General features: G+C 41.0%; 21 protein-coding genes. 5 read left to right on the forward strand and 16 right to left on the reverse strand.

Features of this window, described 5'->3' with window-relative positions; genetic code table 11:
* Positions 1 to 46 precede the first annotated feature (46 nt).
* The 8 genes from rseP to rpsB form a co-directional block, all read right to left on the reverse strand.
* Positions 47 to 1,399 carry a sigma E protease regulator RseP gene (rseP, locus tag LOS73_RS16030; RefSeq protein WP_033039699.1) on the reverse strand — a complete coding sequence of 451 codons (1,353 nt, stop codon included), beginning with the start codon at positions 1,397 to 1,399 and terminating at the stop codon, positions 47 to 49.
* A 1-nt stretch (position 1,400) separates the two neighbouring features.
* On the reverse strand, positions 1,401 to 2,606 hold the full coding sequence (gene ispC, locus LOS73_RS16035) for a 1-deoxy-D-xylulose-5-phosphate reductoisomerase (protein WP_007376812.1): 1,206 nt from the start codon (positions 2,604 to 2,606) through the stop codon (positions 1,401 to 1,403).
* Positions 2,603 to 3,469, reverse strand: a complete 867-nt coding sequence (locus tag LOS73_RS16040) for a phosphatidate cytidylyltransferase (RefSeq protein WP_007376813.1) — start codon at positions 3,467 to 3,469, stop codon at positions 2,603 to 2,605. The genes ispC and LOS73_RS16040 overlap by 4 nt, the downstream gene beginning before the upstream one ends.
* A 20-nt stretch (positions 3,470 to 3,489) precedes the next feature.
* Positions 3,490 to 4,269 (reverse strand): isoprenyl transferase, encoded by a 780-nt coding sequence (locus tag LOS73_RS16045; RefSeq protein ID WP_457933982.1) that lies wholly within the window; start codon positions 4,267 to 4,269, stop codon positions 3,490 to 3,492.
* 58 nt (positions 4,270 to 4,327) lie between these two features.
* Complete coding sequence (gene frr, locus LOS73_RS16050) at positions 4,328 to 4,849, reverse strand: ribosome recycling factor (protein ID WP_370587472.1); 522 nt, start codon at positions 4,847 to 4,849, stop codon at positions 4,328 to 4,330.
* A gap of 49 nt (positions 4,850 to 4,898) precedes the next feature.
* Positions 4,899 to 5,648: a UMP kinase gene (pyrH, locus tag LOS73_RS16055; protein WP_008133874.1), complete on the reverse strand. Its 750-nt coding sequence runs from the start codon at positions 5,646 to 5,648 to the stop codon at positions 4,899 to 4,901.
* Between the two features lie 158 nt (positions 5,649 to 5,806).
* Positions 5,807 to 6,658, reverse strand: coding sequence for a translation elongation factor Ts (tsf, locus tag LOS73_RS16060; RefSeq protein ID WP_149606277.1), 852 nt, complete (start codon positions 6,656 to 6,658; stop codon positions 5,807 to 5,809).
* Between the two features lie 104 nt (positions 6,659 to 6,762).
* Positions 6,763 to 7,491, reverse strand: a complete 729-nt coding sequence (gene rpsB / locus LOS73_RS16065; RefSeq protein WP_007376819.1) for a 30S ribosomal protein S2 — start codon at positions 7,489 to 7,491, stop codon at positions 6,763 to 6,765.
* A 271-nt stretch (positions 7,492 to 7,762) separates the two neighbouring features.
* On the opposite strand from rpsB, the gene map reads away from it, so the two are divergent.
* From map to LOS73_RS16085, 4 genes are all read left to right on the forward strand, one after another.
* Positions 7,763 to 8,548, forward strand: coding sequence for a type I methionyl aminopeptidase (gene map / locus LOS73_RS16070; RefSeq protein ID WP_007376820.1), 786 nt, complete (start codon positions 7,763 to 7,765; stop codon positions 8,546 to 8,548).
* A gap of 66 nt (positions 8,549 to 8,614) precedes the next feature.
* The gene (glnD, locus tag LOS73_RS16075) at positions 8,615 to 11,233 is read left to right on the forward strand and encodes a [protein-PII] uridylyltransferase (protein WP_007376821.1); all 2,619 of its coding nucleotides are present in this window, start codon (positions 8,615 to 8,617) and stop codon (positions 11,231 to 11,233) included.
* 9 nt (positions 11,234 to 11,242) lie between these two features.
* The gene (gene dapD, locus LOS73_RS16080; protein ID WP_002958324.1) at positions 11,243 to 12,070 is read left to right on the forward strand and encodes a 2,3,4,5-tetrahydropyridine-2,6-dicarboxylate N-succinyltransferase; all 828 of its coding nucleotides are present in this window, start codon (positions 11,243 to 11,245) and stop codon (positions 12,068 to 12,070) included.
* Positions 12,071 to 12,201: 131 nt separating this feature from the next.
* On the forward strand, positions 12,202 to 13,032 hold the full coding sequence (locus LOS73_RS16085) for a hypothetical protein (protein WP_457933983.1): 831 nt from the start codon (positions 12,202 to 12,204) through the stop codon (positions 13,030 to 13,032).
* Between the two features lie 120 nt (positions 13,033 to 13,152).
* Here LOS73_RS16085 and LOS73_RS16090 read toward each other — a convergent pair whose 3' ends face one another.
* The 8 genes from LOS73_RS16090 to pspA form a co-directional block, all read right to left on the reverse strand.
* Entirely contained in the window at positions 13,153 to 13,497 is a 345-nt protein-coding gene (locus LOS73_RS16090) for a 4a-hydroxytetrahydrobiopterin dehydratase (RefSeq protein ID WP_002958326.1), read from the reverse strand.
* A gap of 37 nt (positions 13,498 to 13,534) precedes the next feature.
* Positions 13,535 to 14,332 (reverse strand): phenylalanine 4-monooxygenase, encoded by a 798-nt coding sequence (gene phhA / locus LOS73_RS16095; RefSeq protein ID WP_008134775.1) that lies wholly within the window; start codon positions 14,330 to 14,332, stop codon positions 13,535 to 13,537.
* A gap of 237 nt (positions 14,333 to 14,569) precedes the next feature.
* The gene (gene megL, locus LOS73_RS16100) at positions 14,570 to 15,751 is read right to left on the reverse strand and encodes a methionine gamma-lyase (protein WP_457933984.1); all 1,182 of its coding nucleotides are present in this window, start codon (positions 15,749 to 15,751) and stop codon (positions 14,570 to 14,572) included.
* Between the two features lie 150 nt (positions 15,752 to 15,901).
* Positions 15,902 to 16,927, reverse strand: coding sequence for a TIGR01620 family protein (locus LOS73_RS16105; protein ID WP_337120067.1), 1,026 nt, complete (start codon positions 16,925 to 16,927; stop codon positions 15,902 to 15,904).
* Positions 16,924 to 18,342, reverse strand: a complete 1,419-nt coding sequence (locus tag LOS73_RS16110; RefSeq protein WP_457933985.1) for a YcjX family protein — start codon at positions 18,340 to 18,342, stop codon at positions 16,924 to 16,926. Before LOS73_RS16110 ends, LOS73_RS16105 begins: the two co-directional genes overlap by 4 nt.
* 63 nt (positions 18,343 to 18,405) lie before the next feature.
* Positions 18,406 to 18,807, reverse strand: coding sequence for an envelope stress response membrane protein PspC (gene pspC, locus LOS73_RS16115; RefSeq protein WP_008134760.1), 402 nt, complete (start codon positions 18,805 to 18,807; stop codon positions 18,406 to 18,408).
* A complete protein-coding gene (gene pspB / locus LOS73_RS16120) occupies positions 18,804 to 19,037 on the reverse strand; it encodes an envelope stress response membrane protein PspB (protein WP_008134759.1) in 234 nt (77 codons plus the stop codon). The genes pspC and pspB overlap by 4 nt, the downstream gene beginning before the upstream one ends.
* Before the next feature lie 67 nt (positions 19,038 to 19,104).
* Entirely contained in the window at positions 19,105 to 19,764 is a 660-nt protein-coding gene (pspA, locus tag LOS73_RS16125) for a phage shock protein PspA (RefSeq protein WP_007376832.1), read from the reverse strand.
* Positions 19,765 to 19,950: 186 nt separating this feature from the next.
* On the opposite strand from pspA, the gene pspF reads away from it, so the two are divergent.
* Positions 19,951 to 21,015, forward strand: a complete 1,065-nt coding sequence (gene pspF / locus LOS73_RS16130) for a phage shock protein operon transcriptional activator (RefSeq protein ID WP_007376833.1) — start codon at positions 19,951 to 19,953, stop codon at positions 21,013 to 21,015.
* The last annotated feature ends 14 nt before the right edge of the window (positions 21,016 to 21,029 follow it).

A 21,029-nucleotide genomic window follows, 5' to 3' on the forward strand; every position in this document is an offset into this window, starting at 1 on the left:
ATGATGCTTTACAATCGTGTTCTAATTAGTAATTGTCACGCTGTAGCTACAAACGTGATACATCATTGAACAAAGCGAAACATGTTAGAAAAATGAGTAGCAAGGCTCCCACTTTAAAACCAAACTCTTGTGTCTTTTCAGAGACTGGCTTTTTACGAAAAAGTTCAATTATGTAATACATTAAGTGTCCACCATCAAGCACTGGCAAGGGTAATAAATTAAATACACCCAAGTTAACGCTAATCAAGGCTAAGAAGCTTAAAAATGCAACTAAGCCATAGCTTACGCTAGTTCCAGCACCGACTGCAATGCCCACGGGACCACTTAAATTTTTAACAGAAACTTGGCCTGTAATTAAATTACCTATCATGTCAAAGCTAAGAGTAATCAAGCGCCATGTTTCTTTTGTTCCTCGGACAATGCTGTCAAGAGGGCCGTATTGTCTAGTCTCTACATACCCTTCTGGCCATTGTTGAACAACCGGTGCTACGCCCAAAAAGCCCTGTTCAATACCGCTATTATCAAGGCGGCTTTGCGGGGTTACTGTAATGCTTTTTATACTATCTTGTCTTTTTACACTAAATTGTAAAGATTTGTTAGCCGATTGCGTAATAAGATTAACTAATTGCTGCCAACTGCTTATTGTTTCGCCATTTACAGCCAAAATAGTGTCATTAACCTTCAAATCTGCTTGTTTTGCTGCTGAATTTTCAGTCACAGCGGCAATAGTCAGTGTTGCCTGAGGTCTAAATGGAACAATACCTAACGAACTCAGTGGCGGAACATCTTGCTGATCAAGTTTCCAACCATCTAAATTAAGCGTTTTAATACGTGGTTGTAGATTTTTATCACGAACCGTAACCTCAACGCTTTCCTCACCTAAGCTCGACATTAGTGCAAATGTAGCATCTTGCCACGTTGTTATATCGTCATCGCCAATTTTAATAATATGCTGGCTTGGCATTATGCCCGCCTGCTCCGCTCGACTCCCTTCAGTAACGCTGCCAACAACTGGCTTAACCGATTGCACACCCACCATATACATGGCAGCAAGTGCAAAAATAGCAAACAAAAAGTTTGCCATAGGACCCGCTGCAACAATAGCAATACGCGCTTGAACCGATTTAGCATTAAACGATAAGTGACGTTGGTTTTGTGGTACTTCATCAACACGCTCATCAAGCATTTTTACATAACCGCCTAGTGGTATTGCTGCAATTACGTATTCAGTATTATATTTATCGTGCCATTTTATAAGTGGTTTACCAAAACCAATTGAAAAACGCAGCACTTTAACGCCCATTTTGCGCGCAACCCAAAAATGGCCGTACTCATGTATGGCCACTAAAATACCAAGCGCTAAAATAAATGAGCCTAGGTTCCAAAAAAAATCAAACATATTAATGCGCCACTTTTGTTATAAATTGCAAAGCGCTAATCCGCGCTAATTTATCGCACTCTAAAATTTCATCTAAGCTTTGCACATTGGTGTACGTTGCAGCTTCAAGTGTTTGTGCATTTATTTTGTATATATCGGTAAAACCAATTTTACCATTTAAGAACGCGTTTACTGTTATTTCATTCGCTGCATTTACTGTCGTTGTAGCACCTTGCCCTGCACTACATGCATCAACCGCAAGTTGTAAATTAGGATAACGGGCGTAATCAGGCTTGGTAAATGAAAAGTCTGTAATATCAGAAAAATTGAGAGGCTTTACACCCGCATTAATTCGCTCAGGATATGCAAGTGCATGGGCAATAGGAGTGCGCATATCAGGGTTACCCATTTGCGCTAAAATAGAACCGTCGTGGTACTGAACCATTGAATGAATAATGCTTTGCGGATGAATAACTACATCAATATCACTGGTGTCACAATTGAATAACCACTTAGCTTCAATAAACTCCAAGCCTTTGTTCATCATAGTGGCCGAATCTACTGATATTTTTTGACCCATAGACCAATTAGGGTGAGCGACTGCTTCGCTAACAGTGACATCTTTTAACGTATTTATATCACGGGTTAAAAATGGGCCACCAGAACCGGTAAGCAAAATTTTACTTACGCCATGTTGCTGTAAATTTTGATCGCCTTTGGCATTTTGTAACGAAGAAGGTAGACATTGAAAAATAGCATTATGTTCGCTATCAATTGGTAGTAAAGTTGCTTTATGTTGTTTAACTTTGTCAATAAACAACTGGCCAGACATCACAAGTGATTCTTTATTGGCAAGCAGTACTTTTTTACCTGCTTCTACTGCACTTAATGTTGGCAATAAACCAGCAGCACCTACAATTGCCGACATAACAACATCAACATTAGGATAAGCACACACGTCACTCATAGCTTGCTCGCCATGCCTTACTTTAGTTTTACACTGAGTATTAGTTAAATACGATGACAACTGCTCAGCAGCCGTTTGCGAAGCCATAACTGCATATACAGGTTCATGCTCTATGCATAACGCAGCCATTTTTTTTGCATTTTGTCCGGCGGTTAAAGCAAAAACATCAAATAGTTCTTTATTTAGCGATACAACATCTAATGTGCTTAAGCCAATAGACCCTGTTGCACCTAAAATAACCAGTTGTTGCTTTGGGCTCATAAACTCAGCGTCCATGCATAACACATAACAAACATTGGAGCCGCAGCGGTTAAGCTATCAATTCTATCTAAAATCCCACCGTGACCAGGTAAACAATTACCACTGTCTTTTAAGCCAGCTTCGCGTTTAAACATGCTTTCGAGTAAGTCACCTACAGCAGAAAACAACGCAATCAAAGCGGTCATAATGGCGTATACAGGCCAAACAACTAAATCAACATCGGTGAAATGACAAAATATTAAGACAAAAATAACAGCAGCAACGACACCACCGGCGAGCCCTTCAATTGTTTTATTTGGGCTCACTTTAGGCATCAATTTATGCTTACCAAAACTTTTTCCAGTAAAGTAGGCACCCACATCAGCGCTCCACACAATACCTAAAACGACTAAAATCAGCATAGAACCAAAATGAGCAGATTCAGCATACTGCGCACTACGTAAGGTATTAAGTGCAAGCCACAATGGCACAAGCGTTAGTAAACCAGCGATGCCTCGCATCACGAGGCCTTCATTCCAAGCTTTAGCCATAGCGGGATAACGCCATACTAAATAACTGGCAACAATCCACCAAGCAAATGCAAGTGTAAATAAATAATTTGCATCACCCACTAATTTACCATTTTGCCATAAAGCTTCAATTGGCCAATGTAAGTTGAGCACTGCGAGTAAAGCCGCAACTAAAAGTACAAAAGCACTTCTTTTGAGTTTGTCACACAGGCCCATAAATGCAGACCATTCCCATGCACCTAATAATACTATTGCACCTGCAAAATAACTAAATAACGTAAGCGGTGTATAAAAAACCAATGCTAATGCTAAAGGCGCTAGCACGAGCGAGGTTAAAATGCGTTGTTTTAACAAAATTGTGACCCTTATTCTATTTAGGTTTGAGCGAGTAATTGTTTTATTTGTTCGCCCGTACAACCAAAACGTCGCTCTCTGGCAACGTAACACGCAATGGCCTCAGCAAATGCTGCTTCATTAAAATCAGGCCAAAGTGTGTCGGTAAAGTAAAGTTCTGCGTAAGCGGCTTGCCATAATAAAAAGTTACTAATACGAACATCGCCACCAGTGCGAATAAGTAAATCAGGTTCTGCCTGATCTGCCATGCTCATATGCTGCGCTAAACGCTCTTCGGTAATATCTTCTGCGTTGAGTTCACCCTTTGCTACTTGCAACGCGAGTTGTTTTGCCGCATTCGCCATGTCCCAACGTCCGCCATAGTTAGCGGCTACATTTAAACACAACCCGGTGTTATTCTCAGTCAACGCTTGTGCGGAATATACTTTACTACGCAAGCTCTCCGAGAATCGTGATAAGTCTCCAATAATGGTCAGTTTTACATTGTTTTTGTGAAGCTTTTTAACTTCTTTTGTTAAAACAAACAAAAAAAGCTCCATTAACGTATTCACTTCATCCTCAGGTCGGCGCCAGTTTTCACTGCTAAAAGCAAATAAAGTTAACGATTGTATCCCTAACTTAGTGCAAAACTGAACAGACTGACGAACGGCATCCACGCCTTTTTTATGCCCGTATACACGAGGTCTATTTCTAGCTTGCGCCCAACGTCCATTACCATCCATTATGATGGCAACATGTTTAGGTAAACATTGCTGTGAAATTGTGTCAGCGTCTAGAACCATAAATATTGAATATTCCATAAAAAAACGCCGCCTAGTATACCCCAGACGGCGTTTCAAAACTAATAATTTTAGTTGCCTAGATTTCCATCAATTCAGTTTCTTTGGCAGCTAATAGCGTATCCATTTCTTTAATAAACTTATCAGTAAGTTTTTGAATCGCATCATCTGATTGACGCGCTTCATCTTCTGATATGTCTTTATCTTTTAATAACGCTTTCACATCGCCATTAGCATCGCGACGAATATTACGAATAGCAACACGACCGCCTTCAACTTCAGCGCGTACAATTTTGATTAAGTCTTTACGACGCTCTTCTGTAAGTGGAGGAAGTGGTACACGAATAACAGTACCTGCTGACATAGGGTTTAAGCCTAAGTCAGACGCCATAATCGCTTTTTCAACAGCTTGCGCCAAAGACTTATCAAATACACCAATAGCAAGTGTACGAGAATCTTCAATTGTCACGTTAGCAACTTGGTTTAAAGGCGTTGGTGCGCCATAGTACGACACCATAATGCCATCTAAGATAGCTGGATGTGCACGGCCAGTACGAATTTTAGATAATTGGCTACCTAGTGCAGTTACACTTTTTTGCATGCGCGCTTGCGCGTCTTTTTGAATATCGTTAATCACGGTTTAATCCTAATTATTTGATTATTTCATCTGAGGCTTGTGAAGAAATAAGTGTTCCTTCTTCTTCACCCATAATTACGCGTTTTAGCGCGCCTGATTTATTCATGTTAAATACGCTCAACGGCATATTGTGATCGCGGGCTAGAGTAAATGCCGCTAAATCCATAACTTTTAATTCTTTATCGATGATTTCATTGTAGCTTAAGTGGCGATAAAGCGTCGCTTCTGGGTTTTTTACAGGGTCATCACTGTACACGCCATCCACTTTCGTTGCTTTAATTACTGTATCCGCTTCAATTTCGATACCGCGTAAACACGCTGCAGAATCAGTCGTGAAGAATGGATTACCCGTACCCGCTGCAAAAATAACAACGCGGCCCGTTTTTAATAAGCTAATTGCTTCAGCCCAGTTATATGCATCACACACACCATTTAATGGGATAGCCGACATTAAACGACAATTTACAAATGCACGATGCAGCGCGTCACGCATTGCAAGGCCATTCATAACTGTTGCAAGCATACCCATATGGTCACCAACAACGCGATTCATACCTGCTTCTGCAAGCGATCCACCGCGTAAAAAGTTACCTCCACCAATAACTAAACCCACTTCTACGTCGAGCTCTACTAGCTCTTTAATTTCTTGTGCCATACGGTCTAAAACTTTAGGATCGATGCCGAAGCCTTCGTCTCCCATTAAAGCTTCACCACTTAATTTGAGAAGAACACGTCTAAAAATAGGTTTACGATTGATAGTCATAGTATTGGGGCCAACTTTTATTGAATTATGGATAAAAAATAACCGCGCTTATGTTAAACATAAAAGCGCGGTTATTTTAAAGAATTTCTAGCTGTGAAGCAAAACCAAATAGTACTTTAATTGCATCTAATTTCCTTTTGCATCACAAATAGTTAATCTTACTGACCTTTAGCTGCAGCAATTTGAGCAGCAACTTCAGCAGCAAAATCTTCTTCTTTCTTCTCGATACCTTCACCAACTTCTACACGTACGAAGCTAGTAACTGTTGCGTTTTTCTCTTTAAGAATATCGCCAACAGATTTTTTAGGTTCCATGATGAAAGCTTGACCAGTAAGAGAAACCTCACCAGTAAATTTCTTCATACGACCAACAACCATCTTCTCAGCGATTTCAGCAGGCTTGCCTTCATTCATCGCGATTTCGATTTGTACTTGCTTTTCTTTTGCAACAACATCAGCAGGCACATCAGAAGGTGTTAAGTATTCAGGGCTAGATGCAGCAACGTGCATTGCAACGTGCTTAAGTGTTTCTTCATCAGCAACACCAGCAACAACAACACCGATACGATCGCCATGACGGTACTCAACTAGGTTTTCACCAGTTACGTACTGCAGGCGACGTACGTTGATGTTTTCGCCAATTTTAGTAACTAGCTCAACACGGTCTTCTTCAAACTTAGCTTGTAAGTCTTCGATAGAGATTGTGTCAGCAATTGCAGCGTCAGCAACTTTGTTAGCAAATGCTAAGAAGCTTACGTCTTTTGCAACGAAGTCAGTTTGACAGTTAACTTCTACTAGTACTGCAACACCCGCATTCTGCTTGATGATGATAGTACCTTCAGCAGCAATGTTACCTGCTTTTTTAGCAGCTTTAGCAGCGCCACTTTTACGCATATTTTCAATCGCTAACTCGATGTCGCCATCAGTCTCAGTTAACGCTTTTTTACAATCCATCATGCCAGCGCCTGTGCGCTCGCGTAATTCTTTAACTAGGGCAGTAGTTACAGCCATTAGTAAATCCTCAAATCTGAAATCTGGTTTAGATAAGCGGGTTACCCGCTCTACAAGAATAGCAAGTCTTCACCTTAAAAAGATGAAGACTTGATGACAGCTAATTACTCAGCTTCAACGAAATCGTCTTTCTCAGCTTGAGCAACGATGTTATTCTCGCGACCTTCAGTGATAGCAGCTGCAACAGCGCTAGTGTAAAGGCTTACAGCACGGATAGCATCATCGTTACCAGGAACGATGAAATCAACGCCGTCTGGATTAGAGTTAGTATCAACGATTGCAACAACTGGAATACCTAGGTTGTTAGCTTCACGGATAGCAATGTGCTCGTGGTCAGCATCGATAACGAAAAGCGCGTCTGGAAGACCGCCCATGTTTTTGATACCACCAAGGCTTTTTTCAAGCTTGTCCATTTCGCGGTTAAGCATTAACGTTTCTTTCTTAGTTAATTTCTCGAAAGTACCGTCTTGGCTTTGTACTTCAAGGTCTTTAAGACGCTTGATTGATTGACGAACTGTTTTCCAGTTAGTCAACATACCACCTAACCAACGGTGATTAACGTAATACTGGTCGCTTGCAATAGCTGCTTCTTTAACTGCTTCGCTTGCTGCGCGCTTAGTACCAACGAAAAGAACTTTACCTTTGTTTGAAGCAGCACCAGTTAAAAACTTAAGTGCGTTATTGAACATTGGTACTGTTTGCTCAAGGTTGATGATATGAACACGGTTACGTGTACCGAAGATGAAAGGCTTCATCTTAGGGTTCCAGTAACGTGCTTGGTGACCAAAGTGAACACCAGCTTGAAGCATATCGCGCATTGAAACATTTGCCATTTTATAGATCCTCTATAGTTGTTTAGGGTTAGGCCTCCACATATCCCATAGCACCAACACCGAAGTAATTAAACTTCAAATGCACCCAAGTGTATGTGACGATACGTGTGTGTGTTAAAATCAAATTGTGTTTGCCTTAAATACAAAAAATCATTTAAGAATTTATTTGTAAAAAGACGGCGCGCTTTATACCATATTAAAATTAAATACTCAACGTCGCGTGCAAAATTTGTTCGACGATAAATGTTAAAAACTCAACTTTGGAGCCTCAATGAGCGCTATTATCAAGACCCCTGAAGAAATAGAGAAAATGCGCGTAGCTGGGCGCTTAGCGGCCGATGTACTTGAAATGATCGGCCCTCATGTAGTGCCAGGTGTTACCACCGATGAGCTAAATACACTTTGTCATGATTATATTGTTAATGTGCAACAAGCAATCCCTGCTCCATTAAATTATCATGGCTTTCCAAAATCAGTTTGTACGTCAGTTAATCACGTTATTTGTCACGGAATTCCAAATGACAAAGCATTAAAAGAAGGCGACAGCGTAAATATTGACGTAACTGTCATTAAAGACGGTTACCACGGCGACACATCTAAAATGTTCCACGTTGGTACACCAAACATTCAAGCTAAGCGTCTTGCAGAAGTAACACAAGAAAGCTTATACCTTGCTATTAAAATGGTAAAACCAGGTGTGCGCTTAGGCGATATTGGCTCAGCAATTCAAAAATATGCAGAAAGCTTTAACTACTCAATCGTACGTGAATATTGCGGCCACGGTATTGGCGCAGGGTTTCATGAAGAACCACAAATAATGCATTATGGTAAAGCCGGCACTGGCGAAGCCTTAAAAGCAGGTATGTGTTTAACTATTGAACCTATGGTTAATGCGGGTAAACGCCAATGTAAGCTTCTTAAAGATGATTGGACAGTAGTAACACGCGACCGTAGTTTGTCTGCACAGTGGGAACATACTTTATTAGTGACCGAAAATGGTGTTGAAATTTTAACGCTACGATCGGATGATACTATCGACAGGATAATAGAACACTAATAAAACCGAAACACTTGATAAGAAAAACCTTATCCGTGTGAAAGGTTCAACAAGGAGCCAGCCCACGTGGCATTACCCAACAAAGTAAAAAAGTTGCTTAGCGATGCTGAGCAACTTAGTGATTATCGCGATTGTTCTAGCTATTTTTATAAATGGCTACATAACGAATTTTCTAAGCAACCGGTTGGGAATTTAATTAATGCCCGGGCTGAGTTTATTGACCGCCTATTAATTAAGCTCTTTCATGTTTATGAGTTATCGCACGAACCTGATTTAGCGCTAATTGCTGTGGGCGGATATGGACGCGGCGAACTTCATCCTTATTCCGATATTGATTTTCTACTTTTAGTCACTGAACAACCCAGTGAAGAAATATGCGAAAAAATAGGCCAGTTTGTCACTATGCTGTGGGATCTCAACTTAGAGATTGGCCATAGCGTGCGTACCATTGAGCAAGCTATTGAGCAAAAACGTGAAGACGTCACCTTTGCCACCAGCTTACTCGAAAGTCGGCTTATTTTTGGCAACCATATCGAGTTCGAAAAACTTAAAACCTTTGTACTAGAAACCCCTGTTTGGGGTTCTAGCGACTTTTTTGTTGCCAAAGTACAAGAGCAAAACTTACGTCACAGAAAGTGCCACGGCACTGCGTATAACCTTGAACCAAACATCAAAGAAAACCCCGGTGGCCTTCGCGACTTACAAACCATCATTTGGGTTGCTAAAAAACACTTTAGAGCAGAAACACTGCAAGAGCTAATTAGCCACGGTTATCTGACTCACGAAGAGTTTCAAGAGCTATCAGAGTGCCTAGAAAACCTATGGAACATTCGTTTTGCTCTTCATTTGGCTGCAGGGCGTTCAGAAAACCGTTTATTGTTTGATCATCAACCCCAAGCCGCCGAAATTTTAGGTTTTGGCAGCGATGGTAAAGCCTCGGTTGAGCGTATGATGAAACGCTTATTTAGAATAATGAGCCGCGTACGCGAGCTTAACCAAATGCTGCTTTCGTATTTTGAGCAAAGCATTTCACCGCAAAACAGCGAAAATGTTGTAGAAGTACTCGACAGAAATTTTGAACGTGTTGGCCATCAAATACGCGTAAAAGATCCATCCGTATTTTTTAGACGTGACCAGCTCTTTGTATTGTTTGAGCACATCGCCGACAACCCCGAAATCACCCATATTTACCCAAGTACTATTCGTACTATTCGACAAGTACGCCGTCGTTTATTGGGTGATTTACAAGATTATGCAGCCTGCCGTGAAGCATTTTTACGCTTAGTCAAACACCCTAACGGTATGGGACGCGCATTTACGTTAATGCACAAACACGGCATGCTTGCCGCCTACTTACCGCAGTGGCGTAATATATTTGGGCAAATGCAGTTCGATTTGTTTCATGCTTATACCGTAGATGAGCACACTCACAAATTAATCAAAAACATTTACGAATATTTTGATAAAACCGGTATTAGCGAGTTTCCTATTTGCAGTGAAATAGTCACTCGCATGGATAAACCGGAGCTACTTTATTTAGCAGGTATATTTCACGACATCGCTAAAGGCCGAGGGGGCGATCACTCAGAACTTGGCGCTGTTGATGCTATAGCCTTTGCTAAATTACATGGTTTTTCATCGGCTGATGCAAAATTAGTAGCATGGCTTGTAAGTAACCATTTACTTATGTCGGTTACCGCGCAGCGTAAAGACATTAACGACCCTGCTGTAATAAAAGACTTTGCAACACGTATTAAAACAGAGCGCCAACTCGACTATTTATATTGTTTAACCGTTGCCGACATACGTGCAACCAACGACAACTTATGGAACGATTGGAAAAACACCCTACTGCGTGAATTGTACTTACACACGCAACGCGCGTTGCGCTTAGGGCTCGAAAACCCAATGGATCAACGCGACCAAATTCGCGATAAAAAGCACCAAGCTAAACAACGTCTACTTAACTTGGGCTATCAAGAGGAAAAAATTGATTTAATTTGGAGTCGCTTTAAAGCCAATTACTTTACCGCCTTTAGCGAACAGCAAATATCGTGGCAAAGTGAGCATTTATTAAGTAGCACCGATTTAAGCCAACCTAGTGTAATTGTATCTAACAAAGCCATGCATGGTGGTACACAAGTATTTGTATACAGCCCTTACTCTGGTGCACTATTTGCGAGATTAGTGAGTGTCATTGGCTCTAAAAAAGCACAAATACAGCACGCGCAAGTACTGACCACCAAAGACGGTTACGTCCTGTTTAGCTTTGTCATACTTGAAGTAAGTGGCGACCCAATAGCGAGCGGTCGAGCGCAATCAATTAAACGCGGGCTTGAGCAAGCACTTAGCGATCCACGTAAAAAAATTCGCTTTAAAAAGAGCCGCTCTCAACGCTTTAAAGATTTTAATATTAAACCTAAAATTGTGTTGCGCCCACATGCACGCAAAGACCGTAGCTTAATAGAAATTCAAGCCGTCGATATACAAGGTTTACTAACCAAAATAGCCGAAGTTTTCCAAGCGCATTTACTACACATTCACGCTGCCCGTATTACCACGGTGGGTGAACGTGCAGAGGATTTCTTTGTTGTATCTAATAACGAATACCAAGCGCTGACTGATGAAGAGCAAGCAAAAATTCATCAGGCATTACGTAAAAAATTCAACGCCGAAACAGAATAGAGGACACACATGTCAGATTTAAAAACGATGATCGAAAACGCATGGGACAACCGCGATAGCATTAGCCCAAGCACAGTATCAAGCGACGTAAAACAAGCTATTATCGACGCACTTGATTTACTTGATAGCGGCGCAGCACGCGTTGCTGAAAAAATATCGGGTGAATGGGTTGTACACCAGTGGCTTAAAAAAGCAGTTTTACTGTCGTTTCGTATTCGCGACAACCAACCAATGAACGACGGCGTAAACCAGTTTTACGACAAAGTACCGCTTAAATTTAGCGACTACACGCCAGAGCAATTTCAGCAAGGCGGTATGCGCGTAGTACCAAACGCGGTAGCACGTAAAGGCAGCTTTGTAGGTAAAAACGTCGTACTTATGCCATCGTACGTAAACATTGGCGCATACGTTGACGACGGCACCATGGTTGATACATGGGCAACTGTAGGCTCATGTGCACAAATTGGTAAGAACGTACATTTATCAGGTGGCGTAGGCATAGGCGGCGTTTTAGAGCCTCTACAAGCTAACCCAACCATCATTGAAGACAACTGTTTTATTGGCGCACGTTCTGAAATTGTTGAAGGCGTAATTGTTGAAGAAGGCGCGGTAATTTCAATGGGCGTTTACATCAGCCAAAGCACTCGTATTTATGACCGCGAAACTGGCGAAATTCACTATGGCCGCGTACCAGCAGGCGCCGTAGTTGTTCCAGGCGCACTACCGTCAAAAGATGGCACCCACAGCCTGTACGCTGCAATTATCGTGAAAAAAGTAGATAAACAAACACGTGAAAAAGTAGGCATCAACGCCCTACTACGCTCAATTGATGAATAACACATAGGTTGGGTTGAGTGAAACGAAACCCAACGATACTTTAAAGTTAAGTGTTTTAGCTGAACTTTAATTGTATATAGAAAAGCTCTAAGCCGTTGGTTTGGAGCTTTTTTAAACTAAAAGGATTTATAATGTCTTCACTTTTAGACCTATCAAACTCAATAAAATCATCTATAACAGATAAAGTTACTCACCCTTTATTAGGTAGCTTTATTATATCTTGGTTTTTTTTCAACTGGAAAGCCGTTTATTTCATCTGCTTCTCAAATCTAGATGCTACTTATAAAATAAAAAGTATTACTGAAAATTACTCTGATTGGTGCCTGAATTTATTTACACCGCTCATCTCTAGTCTAGTACTTGTATTTTTGTTACCACTTTTTACCGCTGCTTACACACGCTTCATAGCCTATACTAAAGAGTTTCAAATGAAGTCACTACCTGAATTTTTTAAACCCCACAGCCTAACTTTAGAAGATTCAAACTCATTAAGAGATTTCTATGAAACCGAATTTACCTCTTTAAATAAAGAGCTTTCTAAAGCAAATAAAACTATCACAAGTTACAGAACAAGAGATGAGGGCATATTTAAAGAGTACAAAGGCAAAATTAATAATGTGTTTGATTTGTTAGCTGCAGTAAAATTAGATGAAAAAATTCTAACAGTAGAGCTAGGAAGCTCTGAAATAGATAAAATAAAATTCTTAGAGCAATTTTTAAGCTCATCAGTTAATTATGAAAGCTTCTATCCAGATTCAGTATATATTTTAAAAAATAGTAACGATTTATCAACATGGGGATTTGAAGAAGATTTAATAGAAAGTGAAGATGGGAATAACGATAAGGTGAACATAACAAGAAAAGGGGTTGAAAAGCTTTCTAATTTGAAGTTTGAAGCCCTCAAAAAACATTACGGTTTAGATTCAGCCAATAACCTCAATGGGCGTGGTTTAACATATTAAACAATAAATTAAATCGTTGGGTTTCGTTTCACTCTACCCAACCTACGCTAATACCCCCCCAAAACCAAAAAAGCACTTATAAAAGTAAGTGCCTTTTTAGTTTACTCAATTAATTTTTAATTACAGCGCGTTAAATACGTCGTCTGTTTTAGCTGCGCAAATAAAATCGTTTTTGTGAAGGCCTTTAATTGAATGACTCCACCATGTAACGGTTACTTTGCCCCACTCGGTTAATAAACCTGGGTGATGGCCTTCGTCTTCTGCCATGTCGCCTACTTTATTGGTAAACGCGATAGCTTGCTTAAAGTTTTTAAATTTATAAACACGCTCAAGCTGCATAATGCCGTCGCGTACTTCTGGTACCCAGTCTGGGATTTTAGTAATTAATTGTGCTAACTCTTCGTCAGATACTTTTGGCGCATCTACATGACAGGCTTCGCATTTTTGTGCACTTAATGAAGACATTCTAAATCCTTACTTTTAGCTTTTTTAGCATTAATGTTTAACTGGCTAATTTTTCTTTTGGTGGAAATTTTGGGTCGTGCAAACCAAGCTCTTTAGCTCGCTCAACCAAAGTCATAATATCCATTTGCGATATATCAAACAGATCATGAATCGAATTTATGGTGTAGTACTGTGGTTGCATAATATCAATACGGTACGGCGTACGCAGTACATCAAGCACGTTCATTGGGCTAATTTCTGGCGTATTTGAGTATACGTACTGAGTCTCCCCTGGGCTTGATAAAATGCCGCCGCCGTAAATACGCAGGCCATCTTCGGTTTGCATTAAGCCAAATTCGACTGTAAACCAGTATATACGCGCAAGGTATACACGGTCTTTTTTCTGCGCTGCGTAACCTAATTGCCCGTACTTATGCGTAAACTCGGCAAAGTCAGGGTTAGTTAGCATGGCGCAATGGCCAAATATTTCATGAAAAATATCTGGCTCTTGTAGGTAGTCAAATTCTTCGCGGCTACGAATAAATGTAGCTACCGGAAACTGCTTGTTTGCCAGTAATCTAAAAAACTCATCAAAGTCGATAAGCGCAGGTACTGGCGCAACTTGCCAACCGGTAGTGGCTAGCAACACTTCGTTTAGCTCGCTTAACTGCGGAATACGGTCGTGCGGCAGGTTAATCTTTTTTAACCCTTGCATGTACTCACTGCAGGCTTTGCCTTCAATGCACGCAAGTTGGCGCGCTACAAGCTCAGACCAAATTTTATTTTCTTCATCACTCCAGTGTATAACACCATTTTCGTCTGGTGTTTTGGATGTGTATTTACTTGCTTTAGCCATAAGTACCTTCTTGGGTGTGAGCCCTAAATCGGTGTCAGTGTGATACTCAAACCTGTTGAATATCGAATGACCCCATACTATGCAAAAGTGAAGAAAAGTTTAATAGATAGGCTAACATCAGTATTTAGCGTGATCACTTAGATCGTAAAGTTAAAATTACACTCATGGCACATTAAAAATACAGACCTTTAAATAAAGGCCTGCAGCTTATTTTTAAGTGTATACAATTAAATACACCTAACCAACTTTAGTAAAAGCTTGGTCTAAATCACTAATAATGTCGTTAACATCTTCAAGCCCAACCGAGAGTCTGATCAGCCCATCACTTATTCCAGCGGCAGCTCGCTCCTCTGGCGTATAAGGCGAGTGAGTCATAGATGCAGGATGCTGAATCAGTGTTTCAGCGTCGCCGAGGCTTACTGCAAGTGTACAAAGTTTCATACTATCAATAAATTGTGCGCCATCTTGTAGCGTGCCTTTTATTTCAAACGCAATAACACCACCAGCAGCTTTCATTTGGTCACCAATAAACTTATAACCTGGGTGCGATTTAAGCCCCGGGTAATATACGGTGCTTACTTGTGGATGCGCTTCTAGATATTGCGCTATTGTTTGTGCGCTTTGACAATGGCGCTCTATTCTAATAGCGAGTGTTTTTAGGCCTCGATTAATTAGCCATGCATCGTGCGGGCTTATGGTTGCACCAATGTCTTTTAGTACGGTCATTTTAATGTGTGTTATGTGCTCAAGCGATCCACATACAATACCGGCGACTACGTCTCCGTGGCCATTTAAGTACTTGGTCGCACTGTGCATTATTATATCGATGCCGTATTTTTTGGGTGATTGCAGTAGCGGCGTTAAAAAGGTGTTGTCGACTACACTAATTAAGTTGTGCTCTTTAGCAACTGCGCCAATGAGTGCCAAATCAATAACCGCCATAGTGGGGTTGATTGGCGTTTCTACAAATATCATTTTTGAATTAGGTTTGATGGCAGCGCGTAGTTCATCCTCATTGGTCATATCAACAAAGGTGACTTCGATTCCCCAGCGCGGCAACATGTGCGAGAAAAACGCAAAGGTACAACCATACAAAGCACTTGAGGCAACAAGGTGATCTCCTTGCGATAAAAAGCTCAGTACTGAGGCAGATACGGCCCCCATACCTGTTGCGGTTGCAGCAGCTGCTTCACAGCTCTCTAGTTGAGCAACTTTTTGTTCAAGCTCTGTGGTTGTAGGGTTTCCTAAGCGCGTATAAATATAGCCAGGTTCGTCGCCTGCAAAACGCGCAGCACCTTGAGCGGCATTTTCAAAATGAAAGGTAGAGGTTTGATACAAAGGAGAAGTGAGTGCGCCGTGCGGGTCGTTTGCTTTTTGTGGTCCGTGAATACACTGGGTGTTTATATGATACTTGCTCATTGTAGGCTCATTTTTTTGATTATTATGTTTTTGCGATTCAACAATCAAAACGTATGCGCTTACAAACAGCAAGCATGCCGGATGCTCAGATGGCTATTTGTGTAAAAACCGTGCAGCGCACGTTTGTACACAAATATTGCCACTGCTAATCTAGTGTGTTGGTTCCGCCTTTTTACGGCTCATAATTTTACCTGCGATGCTTTGCACAGTGCCTTTTAGTAAGCTGCGCTTGTTTTCAAGCCTTGGTAATGGGCGACTAAGCTCCATTGCTTTGTAACCAATACGCGCTGTAAAAATACCAGCACTGACCCCTTGCGCTGCCCGCCCCGAAAGCTTACCTAAAAGCTCAGCACTTAGTGCAGTTGCAGCAAGGTCAGATACAAGCTCTGCACTGCCTACAAACATTACTTGTTTTATCAGCATACGGTACAGTTTTATACGGCTCGCGTAGCCAAAACCAATGCCGTAAATTTTACCAATTTGTTCTATTAACTTAGTACCGCGCCAAAGCACAGCCATCATATCCACCAGCGCAAGAGGGCTTAGGGCAACTAGTAGAGCTGATTCAGTCGCAAAACGATTTATAAGCTTTTTAGCTTTGGTGTCTTGGGTTATTAATAAACTGTTGGCGTACAGCGTCATTATTTCTTTGTCGCTGTGATGCGTCGCTACTTGGTTTTTAAAGGTTTCAAAGTTATCAAGCTCCTGATGTTTATTGAGCTTTTCGAGCCAAGGTAATGCACCGCCTACTTGCTCGCTGTTTAAAAGCCTGTCGGCTTCAACTCGGTGCAGTTGGTTACGCTTTAAACTGCGCAGCATTCGGTACTCTCGCCACAATAAGCGCCCAATTAGCAGCACGCCACTTACAACTGCGGTTAGATAAACACTGCCTAAAATAATTGACTGCTCGAAAGCAAATAATAACGAGTACGCAAATTCTAAAAGCACCAGTACTATAAAACTAAGAGCAAAAACACCTTTAAGCGTTTGCCACTTTGACTTTTTATAAACAGGTTCCAGATCTATTTCTGGCTCTAGTGCTTCATCTTCAAGTTCTTCGTAATCACTTTGTCCGTGGTGAATAATTTTTGCAGGTGCTAAAACGGGTTCGTTTTGCTCAATGCTTTGCGTATCTATACGACGCCCTGCTTGAAATGGTTGGTTTGACTCACTCATGTTAATTTGTCTCCTAGCAGGTACTGCATGACATGATCTAATCGAATATGTTTTAGTTGTTTATCGGGGCTCGGCATTGGGGAGAACGATAAAAACTCAAATCCCTGTGCTGGCCACTCATTTTTATTAAGCATCCGCGAGGGAGGTTGCGGCGGTAAATACGTAAGCCAATCAGGCTCGTTTAACGGTTTACCGTAAATACAATCAAGCGTTTGACCTTTGTCGGTAACTTGGCGCGGCTGCGTTGCTGTAATTGACGACATAGCCATGGTTTCTATTTTTACACCATCAAACTTTAAATGATTACTTTGCTCATGCACGAGCGAATCAAGTAGCAGTGCTAAATCTTTATGGTGCTTAGCACTTATATGATCTGATTTATTAGCTGCAAATAATATTTTGTCTATGTTGGGCTTAAATAAACGTTTAAAAAAGCCCGACTCGCCATAGTTAAAGTGTGCGAGTAATTGGTTTATTACACTGCTTTGCTCTTGGAGTGTTTCGTGCCCTTCGTTTAACGCACTAAGTACATCTACAAGTACAATTTGGCGATCGAAGTGCCTAAAATGCTCATTATAAAATGGTTTTACAACTTCTTTTATATAGGCGTTAAAACGCTTAGTTAAATGCGCTAAATTAGAACCCGCAACGACATCGTCACTATTTACTTTACCCGATACCGGAAAAAACAATAACAATGGCGCACCTTGTAAGTCGCCAGGCATAAGCATGCGCCCAGGTTGCAACATGGCAAGTTTGGTGTCTTTTTTAAGCCCGACTAACATGCTTTGATAAAGCTGAGCAATATGAGCAAGTGCGTTTTCATCAACGGGGGCGTTTAAGTCAAGTTGCTCTACGGCCGCTAAAAAATCACTTGATGTGTTTACGCGCGAAGGCTGAGTTAATAACGGGTATTGCTGCTCGCACCATTGAGCATAGCTTTGCTCAAGCATAGGTAAATCAAGGAGCCATTCACCCGGGTAGTCAATAATATCTAAATAAAGCGTTGATTGCGGCGAAAAGTGGCCGCGCAGCCCTGCATTACTTTGATACTTTATTGCCAAGCGCAGCGTATTAATCCGCTCAGTTGATGCCGGCCATGTAGGCATCCCATCGCTTGGTAATAATGAATTTAGCGCACGCGTATAATTAAACGTAGGGACTTTTAACGCCTCTTGCGGCACAACTTTAGTGGCCACATGGCGGTGCTCGCGCATTACATCAAAAAAAGGTAAGTTTTTATCGTCAGCTTGGGTTGTTAAGTGTTTAACAAGCGCGGTAATAAAGGCTGTTTTACCACTACCACTTAGGCCAGTTACGGCAAGTTTTACGTGTTGGTCTAAACTGCGATGAAGGGCTTTTTGTGCTTTGCCTTTAATACTTTTAAAGGTCTTTTTTGCAAATGATTGGCTCATAAAGTGTCTTGCACCTAATTTGCCGTAATTTATCACGCTGCAAATAAGGTGCTATTAAATCCTTTAAAGTTTGTTAATTTCACGGCTCACCGTAAACTCGCTTGAAGTTACATGGCGCTCCATATCTTGAAGGCGAGTATCTACACGCGTTAAACGCTCTTTTAAATCTTGCAATGCGCGGCGCGGTGGCTCGCCTTTTTGCCATACTTTAAATTTTACTTCTAGCGGATCGTCAGTTTTAGTTGAGCTTTTTGTTTGCGCCGCTGCGGGCTCTTTTTTATCTAAAATGAACCAGGCTGCAATATACGCTACCACAAATAATGGGCCACCCGTTAGCAGTACCGCACTAACAAATATAATGCGAACTAACCATAACTCCATATTAAAGTAGTCACTTAATCCCGCACATACACCGGCTACTTTACCGCGTTGAGGGTCTCTTAATAATTCGCGTTTGGCACTCATACTTTGCGTCTCCATTGTGGTGACTCTTGATCAAGCAATGCTTCAAGTGTTTCTAATCGTTCAGCCATTTTTTCAGCTTTGTGTGCAAGCTCAAGTAATTGGCGATGTTCGTGTTCACTTAAACCTTGGTTTACTTGTTTTTTGCTGCGGTAGTGTAAAATTAGCCACAGCGGAGCAACAAAAATCATAAACAAAATAAATGGTGCAACTAATATCTCTGGATCAAACATAATCCTCTCCTGACAATCCGTTTTGATGTTTTTAAGCAGTGGGGCACTTTAAGTGCCCCTTTATAAATTATTTATCAGCTAACTTCTTTTTAAGTTCGGCTAGCTCATCATCTATCTTTTCATTTTTTTGTAGGTTAGCAATTTCATCCGCTAACGTCTTTTTACCTAAATCGTACGACTCAATTTGAGATTCTAGTCCATCAATTTTGGTTTCGTAACGTTCAAAGCGGTTAAGTGCTTCTTCTACTTTTGAGCTATCAAGTGTCTTTTTCACTTCAAGGCGCGACTCAGCCGAACGTTGGCGAAGTATAATCGCTTTTTGACGAGATTTAGCATCTGCTAGCTTTTCTTGTAACGTCGTTACTTCTTGCTGTAATTTCTCAATATGAGACTCTACATGTTCAAGCTCACTCGCTACTGAAGCAACGGCATCTGCCGACTTTTGCTTTTCAAGTAGGGCTGAACGCGCTAAATCGTCGCGGTCTTTACTTAAAGCCAGTTCGGCTTTATCTTGCCAATCACTTACTTGCGCTTTAAGTGTATCTAAGCGGCGTACAATTTCTTTTTTCTCAGCCAATGTTTTAGCTGATGTAGAACGTACTTCAACAAGCGTATCTTCCATTTCTTGAATAATCAGACGAACCATTTTTTCTGGGTCTTCTGCTTTATCTAAAATGGCATTGATATTAGAATTAACAATATCTGCAAAACGTGAAAAAATTCCCATAACATTTACCTCTGTAATTAAAACTTAGTTAGTCTGCTATAACTAGTATCAATATGCTTGCCAACTTTTTAAAAGATAAAATACACTTTATTTTCATTAAGTTAAACTAAATATACAAATTTCTTTAGTTCTCCCTAATTATGAAATACACTAACAGTTAGTAAAAATGACCAAGAGTTAGGAAATATGAGCCAATATCGCCAACAGGATAATTTACTCGGCCAATCAGATAGCTTTCTGTCTGTATTAGATCAGGTATCGCAACTGGCTAATTTAGATAAACCGGTACTTATTATTGGTGAACGCGGCACAGGTAAAGAGCTAATAGCAGCACGCTTACACTTTTTATCAAAACGCTGGGATCAAAACTACGTAAAGCTTAACTGTGCAGCGCTTAACGAGAACCTACTCGAAAGTGAATTATTTGGCCACGAAAGCGGTGCTTTTACGGGGGCAAGCAAACGCCACGAAGGTCGTTTTGAACGCGCTAACAGCGGCACACTGTTTTTAGATGAATTAGCTAATACCTCAGCTATGGTACAAGAAAAACTGCTGCGCGTTATAGAATACGGTGAGTTTGAACGTGTTGGCGGCAAACAAACTGTAAAAGTAGATACCCGCTTAGTGTGTGCGACAAACGAAGATCTTCCTTATTTGGCCGAGCAAGGTGAATTTAGAAGTGATTTACTCGATCGCCTTGCCTTTGATGTAATTACCCTGCCACCACTGCGCGAACGCCAAGACGATATTATGCTTCTTGCTGAGCAGTTTGCGATGAATATGGCGCGCGATTTAGAGTGGGAACTGTTTAGCGGTTTTACCCGAAGCGCAACAGAAACACTGCTTAGTTATGATTGGCCCGGCAATATTCGTGAACTTAAAAATGTGGTTGAACGTAGTTTGTATCGCCATGGCAGTGAACATATCCCCGTTCACCAGATTATTTTAGACCCATTCGATAGCCCATTTAGACCAAAAGCGCGCATTAAAGCACCTATAGCGGCCCAAACTGTTAATGTCGAGCCTATTGTTGTTGCGCCGCCGATTGCTCAAGCAAGCAGTAATATAGCCGTTGATATTCAATTTCCGTGTAGTTTAAAAGAGCGTTCAAACGACTTTGAAATAAACATGATTAATAAAGCACTCGAACATAGCCAATTTAATCAAAAGAAAACTGCAGAAGTACTTGGTTTAACGTATCATCAATTACGTGGTTATCTTAAAAAATACAATTTGTTGGATCAACAATAGTTAGAGGTTATGCG

Source organism: Pseudoalteromonas sp. SCSIO 43210 (assembly GCF_054133285.1).

Excerpts from the sequence above, each read along its gene's own strand:
- rseP (WP_033039699.1), bottom strand. The coding sequence starts at position 1,399 with ATGTTTGATTTTTTTTGGAACCTAGGCTCATTTATTTTAGCGCTTGGT.
- ispC (WP_007376812.1), bottom strand. The coding sequence starts at position 2,606 with ATGAGCCCAAAGCAACAACTGGTTATTTTAGGTGCAACAGGGTCTATT.
- LOS73_RS16045 (WP_457933982.1), bottom strand. The coding sequence starts at position 4,269 with ATGGAATATTCAATATTTATGGTTCTAGACGCTGACACAATTTCACAG.
- frr (WP_370587472.1), bottom strand. The coding sequence starts at position 4,849 with ATGCAAAAAAGTGTAACTGCACTAGGTAGCCAATTATCTAAAATTCGT.
- pyrH (WP_008133874.1), bottom strand. The coding sequence starts at position 5,648 with ATGACTATCAATCGTAAACCTATTTTTAGACGTGTTCTTCTCAAATTA.
- tsf (WP_149606277.1), bottom strand. The coding sequence starts at position 6,658 with ATGGCTGTAACTACTGCCCTAGTTAAAGAATTACGCGAGCGCACAGGC.
- rpsB (WP_007376819.1), bottom strand. The coding sequence starts at position 7,491 with ATGGCAAATGTTTCAATGCGCGATATGCTTCAAGCTGGTGTTCACTTT.
- map (WP_007376820.1), top strand. The coding sequence starts at position 7,763 with ATGAGCGCTATTATCAAGACCCCTGAAGAAATAGAGAAAATGCGCGTA.
- dapD (WP_002958324.1), top strand. The coding sequence starts at position 11,243 with ATGTCAGATTTAAAAACGATGATCGAAAACGCATGGGACAACCGCGAT.
- LOS73_RS16085 (WP_457933983.1), top strand. The coding sequence starts at position 12,202 with ATGTCTTCACTTTTAGACCTATCAAACTCAATAAAATCATCTATAACA.
- LOS73_RS16090 (WP_002958326.1), bottom strand. The coding sequence starts at position 13,497 with ATGTCTTCATTAAGTGCACAAAAATGCGAAGCCTGTCATGTAGATGCG.
- phhA (WP_008134775.1), bottom strand. The coding sequence starts at position 14,332 with ATGGCTAAAGCAAGTAAATACACATCCAAAACACCAGACGAAAATGGT.
- megL (WP_457933984.1), bottom strand. The coding sequence starts at position 15,751 with ATGAGCAAGTATCATATAAACACCCAGTGTATTCACGGACCACAAAAA.
- LOS73_RS16105 (WP_337120067.1), bottom strand. The coding sequence starts at position 16,927 with ATGAGTGAGTCAAACCAACCATTTCAAGCAGGGCGTCGTATAGATACG.
- LOS73_RS16110 (WP_457933985.1), bottom strand. The coding sequence starts at position 18,342 with ATGAGCCAATCATTTGCAAAAAAGACCTTTAAAAGTATTAAAGGCAAA.
- pspC (WP_008134760.1), bottom strand. The coding sequence starts at position 18,807 with ATGAGTGCCAAACGCGAATTATTAAGAGACCCTCAACGCGGTAAAGTA.
- pspB (WP_008134759.1), bottom strand. The coding sequence starts at position 19,037 with ATGTTTGATCCAGAGATATTAGTTGCACCATTTATTTTGTTTATGATT.
- pspA (WP_007376832.1), bottom strand. The coding sequence starts at position 19,764 with ATGGGAATTTTTTCACGTTTTGCAGATATTGTTAATTCTAATATCAAT.
- pspF (WP_007376833.1), top strand. The coding sequence starts at position 19,951 with ATGAGCCAATATCGCCAACAGGATAATTTACTCGGCCAATCAGATAGC.